The following is a 14,818-nucleotide window of genomic DNA, read 5'->3' on the forward strand; positions in this document are numbered from 1 at the left end:
CTCAGGCTGTGCCCAGGCGGCACCAACGACCTTCTCCCCGTCTTCTCCCCTGCCGATGTCACAGAACGGCAGGGCTGTCTCGTCCAGATGGTCGGAGACAGACTTCGGCATCAGGAAGGTGATGGGCATGCGGGTTTTCGTGGCGGGCGGGGTCGGGGTCCTGGGGCGGCGGCTGGTGCCGCAGCTCGTGGCTCGAGGTCACCAGGTGACGGCCACGACGACGAGCACGGCAAAACTCGGACTGGCGAAACAACTGGGCGCGGACGGCGTCGTGATGGACGGACTGGACGCGATGTCCGTCGGTGAAGCGGTGGCGGCCGCCCGGCCGGACGTGATCGTGCACCAGATGACCGGGATCTCCCTGGCTCACGCCGGCAAACCCGACCTGAAGCACTTCGACCGGTGGTCCCTGCCCACCACCAGGCTGCGCACCGAGGGAACCGATCACCTGCTGGCCGCCGCCGAGGCGACCGGCGTATCGCACTTCGTCGCGCAGGGCTACGCCAACTGGAACGGGATCCGCGAGGGCGACTGGGTGAAGTCCGAGGAGGACCCGCTGGACCTGCACGAGGGGACGCCTGCGCACCCGGCGATGGCGGCGCTCCGCCACGTCGAGGACGCGGTCGGCAGGGTCGGCGGCGCGGTGATGCGATACGGCGCGTTCTACGGGCCGGGGGCCACCGACGACCAGGTCGTGCTCGTGCGCAAGCGACAGTTCCCGCTGGTCGGGGACGGCACCGGCTACGCGTCGTGGGTACACCTCGACGACGCGGCGAGCGCCACCGTCCTTGCCGTCGGGCAGAAAGCGAGGGGCGTGTTCAACATCGTCGATGACGAACCGGCCCCGGCCGGTGAATGGCTGCCCTACCTGGCGGCGTGCGCGGGGGCGAAGCGGCCGATGTGGGTGCCGGTGTGGCTGGCTCGGCTGCTGGCCGGAGAAGTGGTGGTGACGATGATGACAGAAGGGCGCGGCTTCTCCAACGCCAAGGCCAAGCGGGAGCTCGGCTGGGAGCCGCGCTATCCGTCGTGGCGGCAGGGCTTCAAGGAGGGGCTGGCGTGACCCGAACCGAGGAGTTCGAACAGCTGCGGCCGTTGCTGTTCTCGATCGCCTACCGCATCCTGAGCAGCGTGAGCGAGGCCGAGGACGCGGTGCAGGAGACCTGGCTGCGCTACGAACTCTCCTCGACCCGGCCCGCGTCGGCCAGGGCGTTCCTCTCGGCCGTGGTCACCCGGATCTCGATCGACGTGCTGCGCTCGGCCCGCCTCCGGCGGGAGGAGTACGTGGGGTCGTGGTTCCCCGAACCACTGCTCACCGACCCCTACAAGGACCCAGAGCACGCGGCGGAGCTGGCCGACTCGCTGTCGATGGCGTCCCTGTTGCTGCTGGAGCGGCTCAGCCCACCGGAGCGTGCGGTCTTCGTGCTGCGGGAGGTGTTCGCCTTCGGCTTCCCGGAGATCGCCTCGGCGGTGGGCAGGTCGGAGGCGGCCTGCCGCCAACTCGCGGTACGGGCGCGCCGCCACATGGATGCGGGCCGGCCCCGCTTCGAGACCGACCGGAGGGAGCGCGAGGAACTCGCCGAGCGCTTCTTCGGCGCCCTCCGGGAGGGGAACGTCGACGGGCTGCGGGAACTGCTCGCCACCGACGTGTCGATGGTCGCGGACAGCGGCGGCAAGGCCCCGCAGTGGGCCAGGGGCTTCTTCGGCGCCGGCCAGGTGTCCCGGGTGCTCGCCGCCCTCCTCCCGCCGTTCACCCGGATCGGCGGCGTCGTGGAACCGCACCAGGTGAACGGCCAGCCGGGCGCGATCTTCCGCGACCCGGACGGCAAAGTCCTCAACACCTGGACACTCGACATCCTCGACGGACGGATCCAGACGATCCGCACAGTGAGCAACCCCGACAAGCTCGGGCACGTGGGCCCCGTGGCGGACGCATGGGCGGTCCTACGCGCAACACAGCGGGTCCGTCAGGACTCTGACTGACCCGAAGCACCGGAAAGCCGAACCGTCGCCGGCAGACCACCTTCACCGAGCGGGTCCATTGAGACACGGCGCCTCCAGCGCGCCTGTCGTCGCCGCAAAGCTTCCCCGCCGGCAACACGTCGTGCCCGAGCGCGCCCCGTCAGCGACATCGGCGGGCGTTGAGCCGGGCGGCCTGGCGCGTCAGGTGGTCGCGCTCGGCGAGGTTGGGTGCCTTTTGGGCCGCCTCGGCGTACAGCCGTGCCGCCGTCGCCAGGTCACCGTCGCGCTCGTGGAGGTACGCCGCCACCGCGGCGTGGCGGGGCAGTGAGTCATCCAGCGCCGTGAGCGCCGCCAGGCCGGCGCGCGGTCCGTCGGCCTCGCCGACGGCCACCGCGCGGTTGAGCCGGACGATTGGACTGTCCGTCAGGCGTGCGAGCTCGTCGTACCACTCGACGATCTGCACCCAGTCGGTCTCCTCGGCCGTGGGTGCGTCAGCGTGGAGTGCCGCGATGGCCGCCTGAGCCTGGAACTCGCCCAGCCGGTCGCGGACGAGGGCCGCCTGCAGAATCTCGACGCCCGCAGCGATCGACTTCGTGTCCCACCGGCCGCGGTCCTGCTCGGCGAGCGGCACCAGGCTGCCGTCGGGCGCGGTCCGGGCGGCGCGCCGGGCGTGGTGGAGCAGCATGAGGGCGAGCAGCCCGGCCGCCTCGGGGTGGTCGATCGCGGCCGCCAGTTGCCGGGTGAGCCGGATCGCCTCGGCGGCGAGGTCGACGTCGCCGGAGTAGCCCTCGTTGAAGACCAGGTAGAGGACGCGCAGCACGGTGGCGACGTCGCCGGGCTGGTCGAACCGCACGCCGGTGACAGTGCGCTTGGCCCGGCTGATGCGCTGCGCCATGGTCGCCTCGGGCACCAGGTAGGCCTGGGCGATCTGGCGGGTGGTCAGCCCACCGACGGCCCGCAGCGTGAGCGCCACCGCGGACGACGGTGTCAGCGACGGGTGGGCGCACAGGAAGTAGAGCTGGAGCGTGTCGTCCACCGTGGGAGCGGGCCCGGGCGCCGGCTCCTCATCGACGAGGTCCTCACGCCGACGGCGGGCGGCGTCCGCCCGGGTCGCATCGAGGAACCGGCGCCAGGCCACGGTGACCAGCCAGCCCTTCGGGTCCCGCGGCGGGTCGGTCGGCCAGACGCGGACCGCTTCGACCAGCGCGTCCTGCACGGCGTCCTCGGCCGCCGCGAAGTCGACTCCGCGGCGGACGAGGATCCCGAGCACACTGGGCGTGAGGCTCCGGAGCAGGACCTCGTTCACTTCCGAGGTCACTCCGTGATGGTGGGCGGCGCGGCCAGGAACGGGCGCAGCTCGAGCCACTCGTGGATCGGCCTCCCGCCCGCACCGGGGGCGGCCGACAGCTCCCCGGCCAGCTCGACGGCGCGCTCATAGCTGTCGACGTCGATCACCATCCAGCCGGCGATGAGGTCCTTGGTCTCGGCGAACGGGCCGTCCGTGACCGGCTGGCGACCCTCACCGTCGTACCGGACGAACGTCCCCTCGGGGGCAAGCGCCTGACCGTCGACGAACTCGCCGGTCCCCTCGAGCTGGGCCGCGAAGTCGTGCATGTACTGCATGTGGGCCGAGATCTCCTCCGGCGTCCACTGGTCCATGGGCACGTCGTTGACCGCAGCCGGAGCGCCCCGGTAGTGCTTGAGCAGCAAGTACTTGGCCATCGTGTTTCTCCTCGGTGCTGGTGCGACCCATTGTGGTCGCGTTCACTGCGGGGACGGAGCCAGGCACGGGTTCTCGACATCGCCGTCCAAAAATTCCTTGGCTCTCGTAAATGAGCCTGGGTGAGCCGTCTCGCGGTGACCGTCCCGCGATCTCGAGGTCGGCGGTGGACAGGGTCCAGAGGTGCTGGACACCGATCTGACCTGCTGTGCGGACTGCGGGGTGGGCGCGGTCAGCCACGGCCGGCACGTCCAGGCCGTGCACGAGGCCCGCCCTTCGGCGCGCCGTGCCCTCGATCTACATCAAGGCGCGCATCGATGGTGAGGGCCATCGAGGTGGACGAGCACATCTGGCGCCCGAGCTGGATCTTCTCCGCGGACAAGGCCGTCACGGATACCGTCGGCCTCACCCACGGGCCCAACCGGCGTCTCCGTGCGCGGCTGGCCGCAGCGAGGTGAGGCGTCCCATCTCCTCCGCCGAGAGCCGCAGTGTGTCGGCCGCCATGTTCTGCGCGAGGTGGTCCGGATCACCGGTGCCTGGGATCGCCAGCACGTGCGGCCCCTGCTGCAAGGTCCAGGCCAGCCGGACCTGCGCGACGGACACACCGTGCGCGCGGGCGACGGCGCACACCGCCTCGCTGTCACGGGCAGCCGGACCCGCCTCGCGCCCGGAACCGGCGATCGCGAAGAACGGGACGAAGGCGAGACCGAGTTCACCGCAGAGCCGCATGAGAGCCCGGTCCTCGCTCAACGCACCGATCCCGTAAGGGTTCTGCACGCAGACGACCGGGGCGATGGCCAGGGCCTCGGCCAGTTGCTCGGACGTGACGTTGGAGATACCGAGGTGGCGGATCAGCCCGGCATCGCGCAGTTCGGCCAACGCCCCGAAGTGCTCACCGATCGAGCCGGTCCGCCGACTCGGCGGCACGCGCAGATTCACCACGTCCAGGTGATCGCGGCCGAGTTGACGCAGGTTCTCCTCGACCTGGCCGCGCAACTGCCCCGGTGTGGCCCACCACCACGCGCCCGAGGGATCGCGGCCCGGCCAGACCTTACTGGTGATGACCAGATCCTCCGGGTACGGCGCCAGCGCCCGGTTGATCAGCTCGTTGGCGGAGCGCGTCGCCGAGAAGTAGAACGCGGCGGTGTCGATGTGGTTCACGCCGAGCTCGACGGCCCGCCGGAGCAGACCAATCGACCGTTCGCGGTCGCGCGGCGCGCCGCGGTCGAAGGGCGCGGTACCGGTTAGCCGCATCGCGCCGAACCCGACGCGGTTGACGGTCAGGTCACCCAGTTGCCAAGTTCTGGTGGCTGCCGCGGTGTTCGTCCGTGGGCTCATGACATGGATCTCCTCTTGCGGGCTGGGAACGCGGAACCGATGGGTGGCGCGGCACGTTCAGGTCGCTCGGAAGGTGAGTACCTTCGACGCGGGTCCACCAGTGCCGGGGCAGGCTGGACCGTGGCATGAAAGAAGCCTCCTCGGCGGATCGGAGTCCGCGCCGAGAAGGCTCATTTGATGCCCGGCATGTTAGCAGGACAGCCAGGGCATCCACCAGCAGGTCCTCGGATACGGGAGCTTCGCGGGCGGATGTCCCAGCGGTACACGGAGCAAGCACATCGGATGAGGGAACGGAGACTGATGATGGCACCGGCCACGGCGATGAAGAACTCGACCAGAGCCTTTCGTCGCTCGGAGCAGCGGCGGAGCTGGGAGAAGTCGTTCATCCACGAGCTCGTGCGCTCCACCACCCGCCCGTCGGCCCGGATGAGAGCCTTGGCGCCTCGCTAGGCGAGCTGACCGATGATCCCCCTCCTCGGCAGATCCAAGTGGACCATGCTGTAGTCATGTCCGGCGTCCAAGCTCAGCCGTGGGCTATTGGGTAGCGGGCGGCCGAAGTCCATGGCGTCGCTGATGCGCGGGGTGTGGCAGCCCCACGGACGGCGGTCCTTACCTGCGGGCAGCAAGGAAGGTGAGCGTGCGACCGTCTTTGGCGGGCTGCTGTGGCAGTCCCTCAGGCGCCGGATCATGCTTCACCAGCGCCCGGGCTGGACGAGTTCACCTTCCGCGAGGAATACGCCTATTGCACCGCTCCTCACCGCGGAAGCCTGCTGAGTGATGGTGTTGCCAGCGACGCGGAGACCGTCGTGTCTGCGGGCTTCGGCCGCTCTCCGTCCAAGACCGCACCCCGACAAGGCGTCAGGGTCGGATCAGGGTGGAGGCAGGGTCGTCAACGATGGTGCTCGGTGGGCGCTGGGCGGCAAGCTGTTGGCCATGTCGAACACCACTGCCGATCAGCCCCGCTTACCTCTCGCCAGCCGCGCCGTGGTTTCCGTTGCGGGTGCCGCTGCTTTGATAGGTCTTGCGGGGGTGTACACGCCAAGCTCCGCGTACGCCGAGCCGACAGCCTCTGCCGATACGGCTGCTGTCGCGCGGTCCGCGGCTGATTTCAGCGACTGCCCGACGCTCCCCGCCGGGGTCGACCCGGCCCGCTGGAGATGCGAAGTGCACACTGCCGCACCGCGGTTGACGGTCGGCAAGGTCACCGTGGCCCTCGCTCCGATCACCATGACGCACGCCGAGGGTCCGCTCCCGGACGGTACCAACGGGCAGGTATGGGGTGCGATGCACAGCGCGCCGACCACCGTTCCGGGCGGGGTGCCCGGTACACCGGCGGGTGAGCGCGCACGGCGGCTGAGGCTGGCAATTCACCCGGAGTACGGCGGTCGATCCGACTTCTACACCGGGCAGTTCAGCCTGCGATTTCGGCTGATGAGCCCGCGGCTGCCGCAGAGCTGCATCATCGGCGCCGATGCACCGGTCACTTTCCAGCTGAAGCGATCGGGCCCATCGCAGTGGATCTCCACGAACCCGCCGTTGATCAAGTTCTCGGCATACGACGACACCTTCACCGTTCCTGCCGCTGAAGACTGCGGGCCGATGACTGGACCGCTCAACCGGCACCTCGGGCTCCCGGCGCCGAGCGGGAATCTGATGACTTACGACGCGACCTACACCTTCAGGACCTACGACCAGCTCCCGACACGCTGACGGGCCACACGAGCGAACGCGAGACCACGAAGAGGTGGCCCGCGTCGTGGCCGGTCAGCAAGTCGGTGATGGCCTTCTGCCGCCAGATCCAGTCGGTGCAGCCGTCCGGCAGTGTGACCCAATGGCTCCGGCTGTCCCCACGAAGCAGGCGTATGCGCTCCGCCGTGCCGCCGGTCGGCCGGGTTCCCGAGCGCTACCCCTGCGAGGCCCCACCCCTTGAATACGTGACGGGTACCGGGCAATCCGCGAGGAAATCGGGGTTGACCACGCGAACGGTCCGGCGATGAGAGACCGACCGCATCAGGCGGATTGGGTCCCCACAGCGCCGGTACACAGCCGCCGGCCGGCTGTCGGGGCCAGTACGCCCAGCAGTCGGTACGGCACTGCCAGGCTCGACCCGGCTCGCGTCGTGCCCATTCCGGAAGCGAGTCCTTACGGGTGTGCGATGTCGGTGATCACCTGGTCGTACCGCCGAACGAACCCGGTGAATGTCCAGTTCGGGTACTTCTGCCGCAGGCGTACCAGGGCCGCGTCGACGAAGGCCCACATGTCGCCGGTGTCGGAATGGGCGTCGAAGATGGCGTGGGCCAGCCATTCGCCCTCGTCATTGGCCACGTAGGCTTCGTATTTCTGCTCTTCCGTGGTGACAGCCATGGGTGTATTGGTCTCCTGGTTCACGGCCTGCCGGGTGTCTTCACTCTTGTCGTCTGCGGTGGCGACTGCCTGCCCTGCCCCTGCCGTGGTGAGAAACGCTGCCGCTGCGGTCGTGCCGGCGGCGCCCAGTACGGTGCGCCGGGAAATCTCTGACACAGTTCTCCCCCCTGCGTTGGCCCCTCCCGTGAGAGGCCGCAGCCGACCATACAACCAAGCCCGTTTGCATTGAGGGCAGTTGGCAGCACCGGCTCGGTGATGTGCACCGGATGCAGGTCGGCACCCTCCACAAGCCGGCCCAGGAGGCCGGACTGGACCTGGCGGACCAGGCCGAGCGCGACTCGTTCGCCCGGCTCGAATCCTGGGTCGGGTACGCGGTCGGCAGCGTGGACGGGCACCCGGTCAGGGTCGCGGCCGGCGGCCAGGACCGACCGGTCGGCACGCTGTGCGTGACCGCGCCGACATCCGTCACGATTGCGGCCCTGTCACAGATCAGAGCACCATCCGGTCTTTTACGCACAAAGGGTAAATCGGGTCGGAATGACGTCTTCATCCACGTCTGGAATCGAGAACGGAGATGAGACACATGCCGCTCAGGCTGTCCGCCCCGCCGTGGCCCCGGTCGCCGCAGCCGTACCCCATACCCGTACCCCCTCCCCCACCTACCTGAGGGCAGCAGTTCGATGAGCAGCACCGGCAATGTAATACTCAGTAATCAAGCGAACACGCGTGAGGTGTCCGAGTCGGCATTCGCGATGTTCGACGAGCACGGGACGGTGGTCGCATGGACACAGGCCGCCGAGCGGCTCGTCGGGTACTCCGCCGGGGACGTGGTGGGACGCTCTGCCGCACTCGTCCTGCCGCTTTCCGAGGAAGCGCCGACGATATCGGCGTTCGTGGAGCAGTGCCGTACCCAAAGTGGCTGGTCGAACGCGACGGCGGTGCGTCACCAGGACGGCCGCATGCTCGACATCAACCTGCGGATCTCCACGCTGTGGGGACAGGACGGAACAGTCCGGTGGCTCATCTCCGTCACCGACACCGACACTCTCTCCCGACAGGCAATGAACGGATCGGTGCGGGAGTCGCTGCTCACCCGCGCACCGATCGGCATCGCCGTTCGTGACCCGCAACTGCTCTGCACCTGGGTGAACGACACGATGGGGTGCCACGACGGCATTTCCCGTGACCGACGGCTCGGACGGCGATTCACCGACGTGCTGCCCGGTGTCAAGACCGAGGCACTCGAGGCAGTGATGCGACAGGTACTCCACAGCGGCACCACCAAGGTCCACCAGTACCGGATGTGGCCGCCGACGAGTCCGCGCCAGGAGCACAAGATGGCGGCTTCGTTCTTCTGCCTTCTGGGCGCCGACGGCCAAGCGCTGGGGGTGTGCAGCATCAACGTCGACATCACCGAGAGCCGGCAGGCGCGCGAGCGCCTCGCCATCCTCAGTGAGGCCAGCACGCGCCTCGGCAGGACCCTGGACGTGATGCAGACCGGCCAGGAACTGGCCGACCTTGCCGTCCCCCTGCTCGCCGACTTCGCCGCCGTCGACCTGGAGCAGTCGGTCTCGTTCGGCGAGGGGCCCCCGGTCCGCATCGGCCCGACGGACGGGCGTCTCCCCGTGTTCCGACGTGCCGGTCTGGCCTCCATCCACCAAGGGGTCCCGGAATCGGCTTGGGCGCACGGTGACCGGGTCCACAGGACCCCCGCCTCACCCTTCACCGATGTCCTGCGCACCGGGAGGTCCCACCTGGAGCCGATCCTGGACACCGCTCCGGGCACGTGGATCGATGAGGACCCGATACGGGCGCAGAAGATCCGCCAGCACGGCATGCACTCCGTGATGGTCGTACCCATCCGCGCGCGGCGCGCCCTGTTGGGCGTGGCGCTGTTCATCCGCACCGAGGACGCGGTGCCGTTCCAGGAGCTCGATCTGCTCCTCGCCGAAGAACTCGTCAGTCGCGCCGCACTGTCGTTGAACAACGCTCGCGAACACACCACGTGCCTCGTACTCCAGCGCAACCTGCTCCCCCACCGTTTGAGGGGCGGCGTGGCGGTCGAGGCGGCCTCGCGCTACCTGCCCGCCGACATCGACGCCGGCGTCGGAGGCGACTGGTTCGATGTGATCCCACTGTCCGGCGCCCGGGTGGCCCTCGTCGTCGGCGACGTGGTCGGACACGGCATCAACGCCGCCGCGACCATGGGCAGGCTGCGCACCGCCGTACACACACTCGCTGACATGGAGCTGCCCCCCGACGAACTGCTGGCCCGCCTCGATGACACGGTCCAGCGACTGGCCGAGCAAGAGGCCGACACCCCCAACCAGACCTCCGCGATGGTGGGCGCCACCTGCCTGTATGCCGTCTACGACCCGATCACCCGCCGGTGCGTCATGGCCGGGGCCGGGCACCCCCCGCCCGCGATCATCGACCCGCAGGGCCGGGTCACCTTCCCCGACCTTCCCACTGGAGCTCCACTCGGCTTCGTACTGGGTGCCCACTTCGAGGCCGTGGAGCTGGAAGTGCCCGAGGGAAGTCTCCTCGCCCTGTACACCGACGGCCTGATCGAGACCCGCGACCACGACATCGAGGTGGGAATGCAGCGCCTGGGCACCGCCCTGGCACAACCGAATCTCTCCCTGGAAGACCTCTGCACCCGCGCGACGGAGACCTTCCCGGATCAGTCACCGTGCGACGACGTCACCCTGCTCCTGGTACGGACCCGCTCACTCAGCTCAGCCCAGGTCGCCTCCTGGACGCTGCCGGGTGACCAGACCGCTGTCCGCAGTGCCCGGCACTTGACAGCCCGTCAGTTGACCGAATGGGGCCTGGAAGATCTCGAGGACTCCACGAAGCTGATCGTCAGTGAACTGGTCACCAACGCCGTCCGCCACAGCACCGGCCCGATCGGTCTGCGTCTGATCAAGCATCAAGTCCTGACCTGCGAAGTGTCCGACACCAGCGACTGCTACCCACGTCAACGCCGCGCACGCACCACCGACGAGAACGGCCGTGGCCTCTTCATGGTCTCCCAGCTGTCCCGCAGATGGGGCGCCCGCTCGGTATCCGACGGCAAGGTCGTCTGGGCCGAACAAGACCTGACTTCCGCACCTTCAGAGACCTTCGGCACTCCGCCCGCACTCGATGAACGGCTTGCCTGCTAGGCCGTGTCTTCAGAGGATCTTGAGTGGCGGATCGTGGTGGGGTGATACGGCGCCGTGAACTGTCCGATGCCGAGTGGGAGTTCGTCGGACCGCTGCTGCCGGTGTCACTGCGGGACCGGAAGCGGCTGGACGACCGCGAGGTGCTCAACGGGATCGTGGGGAAGTTCCGCACCGGGACGGCCTGGCGGGACGTGCCGGAGCGGTACGTCCCGTGGGCCACGCCGCACACCCGCTTTCGCCGACGGGCGCTGGGCACCTTCGAGCGCATGCTCCGGCCGCCGAGGCGCACGCCGACGCGGCTGGAGACATCGACTGGCCGGTGTCGGCCGACTCCACCAAGTTCTCATCGGCAGGGGCAGGAGCTCGACCGTCTGCTGCCGGCACTCGTCGCGGGCGGCGTCCTTGCCTCCGGCGGCGAAACCTCCTCAGCCGCGGAAGACGGGGCAGCCATGGTGGACGGCCGACGCACTCTCAGCGTTCTCGAGCAGCACTTCGGCCTGTGTCCGCCCCGAAACAGCATGATGCGCGCGCAGCTGACCGCGTGCACGGTCCGTGGGACACTCGCCCTCGGTCCAGACCCCGATTTCTCCATCATCCGTGCCTGGGCTGCCGATGGCGGCTATTCACTCGACTGGGGCCGCAGCGGCCATGTGCCGTCCAGCATCCGCGAGGCGTACTCCAGAGACACCAGCGTGTGAGGAACCTGCCATGGCCCGCGGGAACGGCGGGCCGCTACGGGTGCTGGCCGCTGCATCACGCGAACGTGCCCGTTCGCTACCGCGGCTGCTCCAGGGCTTCTTCGAGCCACGACCGCACCGCATCCGGTATGCGCATACGCATACCGGGACGGTGACAAGGGCGAGGGTCGTGCGGTGTTCGGGCGTCGTCGCGGCTGCGACGAGGGGTTGGTAGTCGGCTCGGCGCAGCGGGCGGCTCGGGACTCGGAGATCGAGGTGCCCGTGCGCGACTTCGGAGTGCCCGCCGCGTTTTGGGAGCACGCGAGCCGCCACCGCGTACTCGCCGCCGCGGGCCTGACGGCATCGGACATCGCCCGCGAAGTCACTGGTACTTTCGCCCGACTCGCGCAGACCGACCAAACCGAAGCGCCGACCCTGCCCTGAACACCTCTTTCATGGACCCCGTCCCGGTACTCGGGGTTCGCCTTGAGCGAGGGATGGTCCGAGGTGTCGAAGCGCGCGAACGCGAGCCGGAACCTGTCAAAGCGATCAAGGCAGGTAGATCGTTCTAACGCTGTGCTGGGATCAGTGGGCCGTCTGGTGCCGGCTGGTTGATCCAGGCCGCTGCGGGGAGCTTGGGAGGCTCGGGTGGTTTGCGGACGAAGCGTTCGGGGTGCTTCGCGTAGACCGTCTGGAGGACGTCGGCACGCATCTCGCGGAGCTGCTCGGCGAGACCGAAGTGCACGTCGTAGGGCGTGTGCAGGCCGATCCCGGAGTGCCGATGCTCTTCGTTGTACCAGGTGAAGAACTGGGTGCACCACGCCCGGGCGTCCTCGAGGGATCCGAAACGCTCGGGAAAGTCGTGCCGGTATTTCAGGGTCTTGTACTGGCTCTCGCTGTACGGGTTGTCGTTCGACGTCTTCGGCCGCGAATGCGACTTGGTGACGCCGAGATGGGCCATCATCTGGGCGACGTTCTGCGCGACCATCGGGGACCCGCGGTCCGAGTGGATCGTCAACTGCCCTGGTTCGATACCGTACTTGGCGATCGACTCGGACAGGAACCGCTCGGCGAGGTCCTTGTTCTCGTGGGCGGCGATCATCCAGCCGACCGTGTAGCGGCTGAAGATGTCGATGATCGTGTAGAGGCAGTAGTAGACGCCCTTGACCGGCCCCTTCAGCTTCGTGATGTCCCAGCTCCATACCCGGTTCGGGCCCTCGGCGACCAGCTCGGGAACGGTCCGGGGCGGGTGGACGGCCTGGCGGCGGCGTTCACGGACCTCGCCATGCCGTCGCAGGAGCCGGTACATCGTCGACTCCGAGCACAGGTAGACACCCCGGTCCAGGAGCACCGCGTAGATCTCGGCGGGCGCCATGTCGGCGAACTCCAGGGAATGGAGCACGTCGAGGACCCGTATCTCCTCCTCGGGTGTGAGAGCGCGGGCGTGTCGGCGCCGTTCTGGCCGCGGCTTGGCCGGGGCGGGGCTTCGGCGGTGTTGGCGGTAGTAGGTGGCACGGCTCACGCCGAGAGCGGCGCATGCCTGGACGCGTCCGACCAGCCCGCTGAGCTCTTCAAGGGCCTGATTGCGGGCGGTGTTGAACGCCACGGCCGCGAGCTGGGCTTCGGTCACTGGTTCTTCTCGCCGTTCCGGGTCGGGGCGCTGTCCGTGGCGAACTGGTCGAGCAGCGCGGAGAGTTTTCCTGGACCTCGATGACGGTGCGGGCCTTCGCGAGGTCGGCTTCCAGGCGGGCTTTCTCCGCCTTGAGCTTCTCGATCTCCTTGTCCCTGGGGTCCGCCTTCGGCCGTCCGGCCGACGCGGCGAGCGCGTCCAGGGCACCCTTGTCCCGCTGTTGCCGCCACGTCGTGATCAGCGACGAATACAGGCCCTCCCGCCGCAGCAGAGCACCCTTGCCCTTCTTGTCCAACGTCTCGTACTCCGCGAGGATCCTCGCCTTGTACTCCGCGGTATACCGGCGCGGACCGGCCGAACGGGCTTCTACCTGCGGATCAGGGGTCCCGTGGTCATTCGTGCTGGCCACCCGGGCACTACTCCTTCTCCGCCCTCGACTCAATGAATCATCCAGTATGCCTGACTCGATCTACTTTGACAGAGAGGGAGCGAGCCGGACGCTCCAGCGGCACCGCCAGTGGCGATCAGCCCTCAAAGTACTACGACCCAGGCGAGACGGCTGCTGCAGCTACGACTTCTTCGCCAAGTACCCCCACCGGCTGACCTGTGCACGCTGCCCGTTCCACGTTCCCACACAGTCCACTCGCTGCCGGCTGTTCGAAGTCACGGAAGGAGGTGACCCAAAACGCTGACCACACAGCCCGTCCGCAACAAACGAGCCTCAGCAACGATGCCGCGGAGCCTCAGCTCAGGGCCGACTCGAAAACGCCGCGATTGCCGACGGTGTGTGCGTGCTCTCGCCGGGACCAGGCGATGCGCTCGGCGACCTGTTCACGGCTGACTTCGACATCCCCCGGATCGGCCTGCACTTCTGCCCAGAAGCGGGCGTTGCGGGACTGGCGCTCCAACATGGCATCCACCAGTACCTCCCGCTCCGGCCCGCCCAGGCCATAGGCATCGACGAGCACACGCACCTGAGCGGCCTGGACCTCCACTGGCGGCGCCTCGGCCTTTGAGGAGACGCACCACACCCAGGCCATATACCCGAGATCCTCCAATGGACTGCCGGGCGCAGCGGTGTCGAAATCGATGAAGGCGACCGGGTGGCCGTCCTGAAAGACCGTGTTGTTCGGCCCCAAATCGTTGTGGCAGACGACCTGATGTCGCCCGGCGAGGAGGCTGCCCCGGGTGGCGTCGTGCATGTCCCGCACCAGAGCGCCGGCTGCGGCGACCTGCGTGTCGGTCCACTGTTGGAACCTTGGCGGCACCCAGCCCGGCACATAACTGAAGATGTCCCCGCCCGTATCGTCCCGACCGAGACATCGCGGCGCACCAGTGAATCCCCGCTTCTCCAGCAAGCCCAGAAGGTCGGCGACGAACGGCGAGGCGGCAGAGGCCGGTCTTCGGACCGTGTCGGCGATGCGGACGACCTTCTTGGTGATGCGACCCCCAGGCAACGAGACGGCATCGTCCGAGGCGTCTACCACTGCGCGCACCCCCTCCTGAGCCGGGGCTCAACAAACCAACGGATGGCCAGGTCCACCGTCACCGCAGCTCACCAGTCAGAACACCTGGCAGGCCAGTGGTAATCACGGAGTTGCGCGGCGCTGTGATCACCGGGAAAACCTGTGTCTGCTCTGTCATCATGGCTGAACGAATCGCTGTGGGACCGCTTTGCGGCGCTGCTGCCCGAGCGGTCGCGCTGGCCCGCGGATCGCCCCTGTGTGACCACACCATCAGCGCCCTACTGGACCGGATCGCCGTCGACAGTTCCATCACCAAGGCACCCGGCTGCGGCGAGGTCACCGGACGATCCCCGGTCGACCCGTGAACCATCCATCTTCCGGCGAAGGAGGCCCAGTTCGGGAAGGAGCGAGGTAGGTCGGTGAGGAGCGAGGTAGGTATGTATCGCTGTGCGGCTCCGCCGCGTGGGCCCGTCGCAAGCGCCCGTCCCCGCCTCCAC

At 68.5% G+C, this 14,818-nt stretch carries 13 protein-coding genes and 3 pseudogenes; 8 read left to right on the top strand and 8 right to left on the bottom strand.

The annotated features are described in order from the left end of the window. Window positions 1-127: 127 nt before the first annotated feature. A complete protein-coding gene (locus OG819_RS56330) occupies window positions 128-1,060 on the top strand; it encodes an NAD(P)-dependent oxidoreductase (RefSeq protein ID WP_323139498.1) in 933 nt (310 codons plus the stop codon). Then, window positions 1,057-1,980, top strand: a complete 924-nt coding sequence (locus OG819_RS56335) for an RNA polymerase sigma-70 factor (RefSeq protein ID WP_266638334.1) — start codon at window positions 1,057-1,059, stop codon at window positions 1,978-1,980. Before OG819_RS56330 ends, OG819_RS56335 begins: the two co-directional genes overlap by 4 nt. A gap of 139 nt (window positions 1,981-2,119) precedes the next feature. Here OG819_RS56335 and OG819_RS56340 read toward each other — a convergent pair whose 3' ends face one another. From OG819_RS56340 to OG819_RS56355, 4 genes and pseudogenes are all read right to left on the bottom strand, one after another. Beyond that, window positions 2,120-3,265, bottom strand: coding sequence for an RNA polymerase sigma factor (locus tag OG819_RS56340; protein ID WP_266638758.1), 1,146 nt, complete (start codon window positions 3,263-3,265; stop codon window positions 2,120-2,122). Window positions 3,266-3,273: 8 nt separating this feature from the next. Beyond that, window positions 3,274-3,681, bottom strand: coding sequence for a YciI family protein (locus tag OG819_RS56345; RefSeq protein ID WP_266657982.1), 408 nt, complete (start codon window positions 3,679-3,681; stop codon window positions 3,274-3,276). Window positions 3,682-4,084: 403 nt separating this feature from the next. Continuing rightward, the gene (locus tag OG819_RS56350) at window positions 4,085-5,017 is read right to left on the bottom strand and encodes an aldo/keto reductase (protein WP_266638336.1); all 933 of its coding nucleotides are present in this window, start codon (window positions 5,015-5,017) and stop codon (window positions 4,085-4,087) included. A gap of 170 nt (window positions 5,018-5,187) precedes the next feature. Beyond that, window positions 5,188-5,565: pseudogene (locus OG819_RS56355) on the bottom strand (hypothetical protein); the annotation flags it as partial. Between the two features lie 385 nt (window positions 5,566-5,950). Between OG819_RS56355 and OG819_RS56360 the strand changes: the two are divergent. Then, window positions 5,951-6,727, top strand: a complete 777-nt coding sequence (locus OG819_RS56360) for a hypothetical protein (protein WP_266657984.1) — start codon at window positions 5,951-5,953, stop codon at window positions 6,725-6,727. A 432-nt stretch (window positions 6,728-7,159) separates the two neighbouring features. Here OG819_RS56360 and OG819_RS56365 read toward each other — a convergent pair whose 3' ends face one another. Continuing rightward, window positions 7,160-7,537: a hypothetical protein gene (locus OG819_RS56365; RefSeq protein ID WP_266657986.1), complete on the bottom strand. Its 378-nt coding sequence runs from the start codon at window positions 7,535-7,537 to the stop codon at window positions 7,160-7,162. Between the two features lie 110 nt (window positions 7,538-7,647). Between OG819_RS56365 and OG819_RS56370 the strand changes: the two genes are divergently transcribed. The 4 genes and pseudogenes from OG819_RS56370 to OG819_RS56385 form a co-directional block, all read left to right on the top strand. Beyond that, on the top strand, window positions 7,648-7,959 hold the full coding sequence (locus OG819_RS56370; protein WP_266638339.1) for a hypothetical protein: 312 nt from the start codon (window positions 7,648-7,650) through the stop codon (window positions 7,957-7,959). 153 nt (window positions 7,960-8,112) lie between these two features. Then, window positions 8,113-10,548 (top strand): SpoIIE family protein phosphatase, encoded by a 2,436-nt coding sequence (locus OG819_RS56375; RefSeq protein WP_323138072.1) that lies wholly within the window; start codon window positions 8,113-8,115, stop codon window positions 10,546-10,548. Window positions 10,549-10,571: 23 nt separating this feature from the next. Next, complete coding sequence (locus tag OG819_RS56380) at window positions 10,572-11,246, top strand: transposase (protein WP_266657988.1); 675 nt, start codon at window positions 10,572-10,574, stop codon at window positions 11,244-11,246. 228 nt (window positions 11,247-11,474) lie between these two features. Beyond that, a pseudogene (locus OG819_RS56385) lies at window positions 11,475-11,669 on the top strand (hypothetical protein); the annotation flags it as partial. A 124-nt stretch (window positions 11,670-11,793) separates the two neighbouring features. Here OG819_RS56385 and OG819_RS56390 read toward each other — a convergent pair. From OG819_RS56390 to OG819_RS56400, 3 genes are all read right to left on the bottom strand, one after another. Further along, window positions 11,794-12,855 carry an IS3 family transposase gene (locus OG819_RS56390; RefSeq protein ID WP_266623315.1) on the bottom strand — a complete coding sequence of 354 codons (1,062 nt, stop codon included), beginning with the start codon at window positions 12,853-12,855 and terminating at the stop codon, window positions 11,794-11,796. Continuing rightward, window positions 12,797-13,264 (bottom strand): transposase, encoded by a 468-nt coding sequence (locus OG819_RS56395; protein WP_266625405.1) that lies wholly within the window; start codon window positions 13,262-13,264, stop codon window positions 12,797-12,799. Before OG819_RS56395 ends, OG819_RS56390 begins: the two co-directional genes overlap by 59 nt. A 334-nt stretch (window positions 13,265-13,598) precedes the next feature. Then, window positions 13,599-14,351: a phosphotransferase family protein gene (locus OG819_RS56400; protein ID WP_266638342.1), complete on the bottom strand. Its 753-nt coding sequence runs from the start codon at window positions 14,349-14,351 to the stop codon at window positions 13,599-13,601. Between the two features lie 132 nt (window positions 14,352-14,483). On the opposite strand from OG819_RS56400, the pseudogene OG819_RS56405 reads away from it, so the two are divergent. Continuing rightward, window positions 14,484-14,680: pseudogene (locus OG819_RS56405) on the top strand (hypothetical protein); the annotation flags it as partial. Window positions 14,681-14,818: the final 138 nt, after the last annotated feature.

Origin of the sequence: Streptomyces sp. NBC_01549 (assembly GCF_026339955.1) — a bacterium.
Lineage (GTDB): Bacteria > Actinomycetota > Actinomycetes > Streptomycetales > Streptomycetaceae > Streptomyces.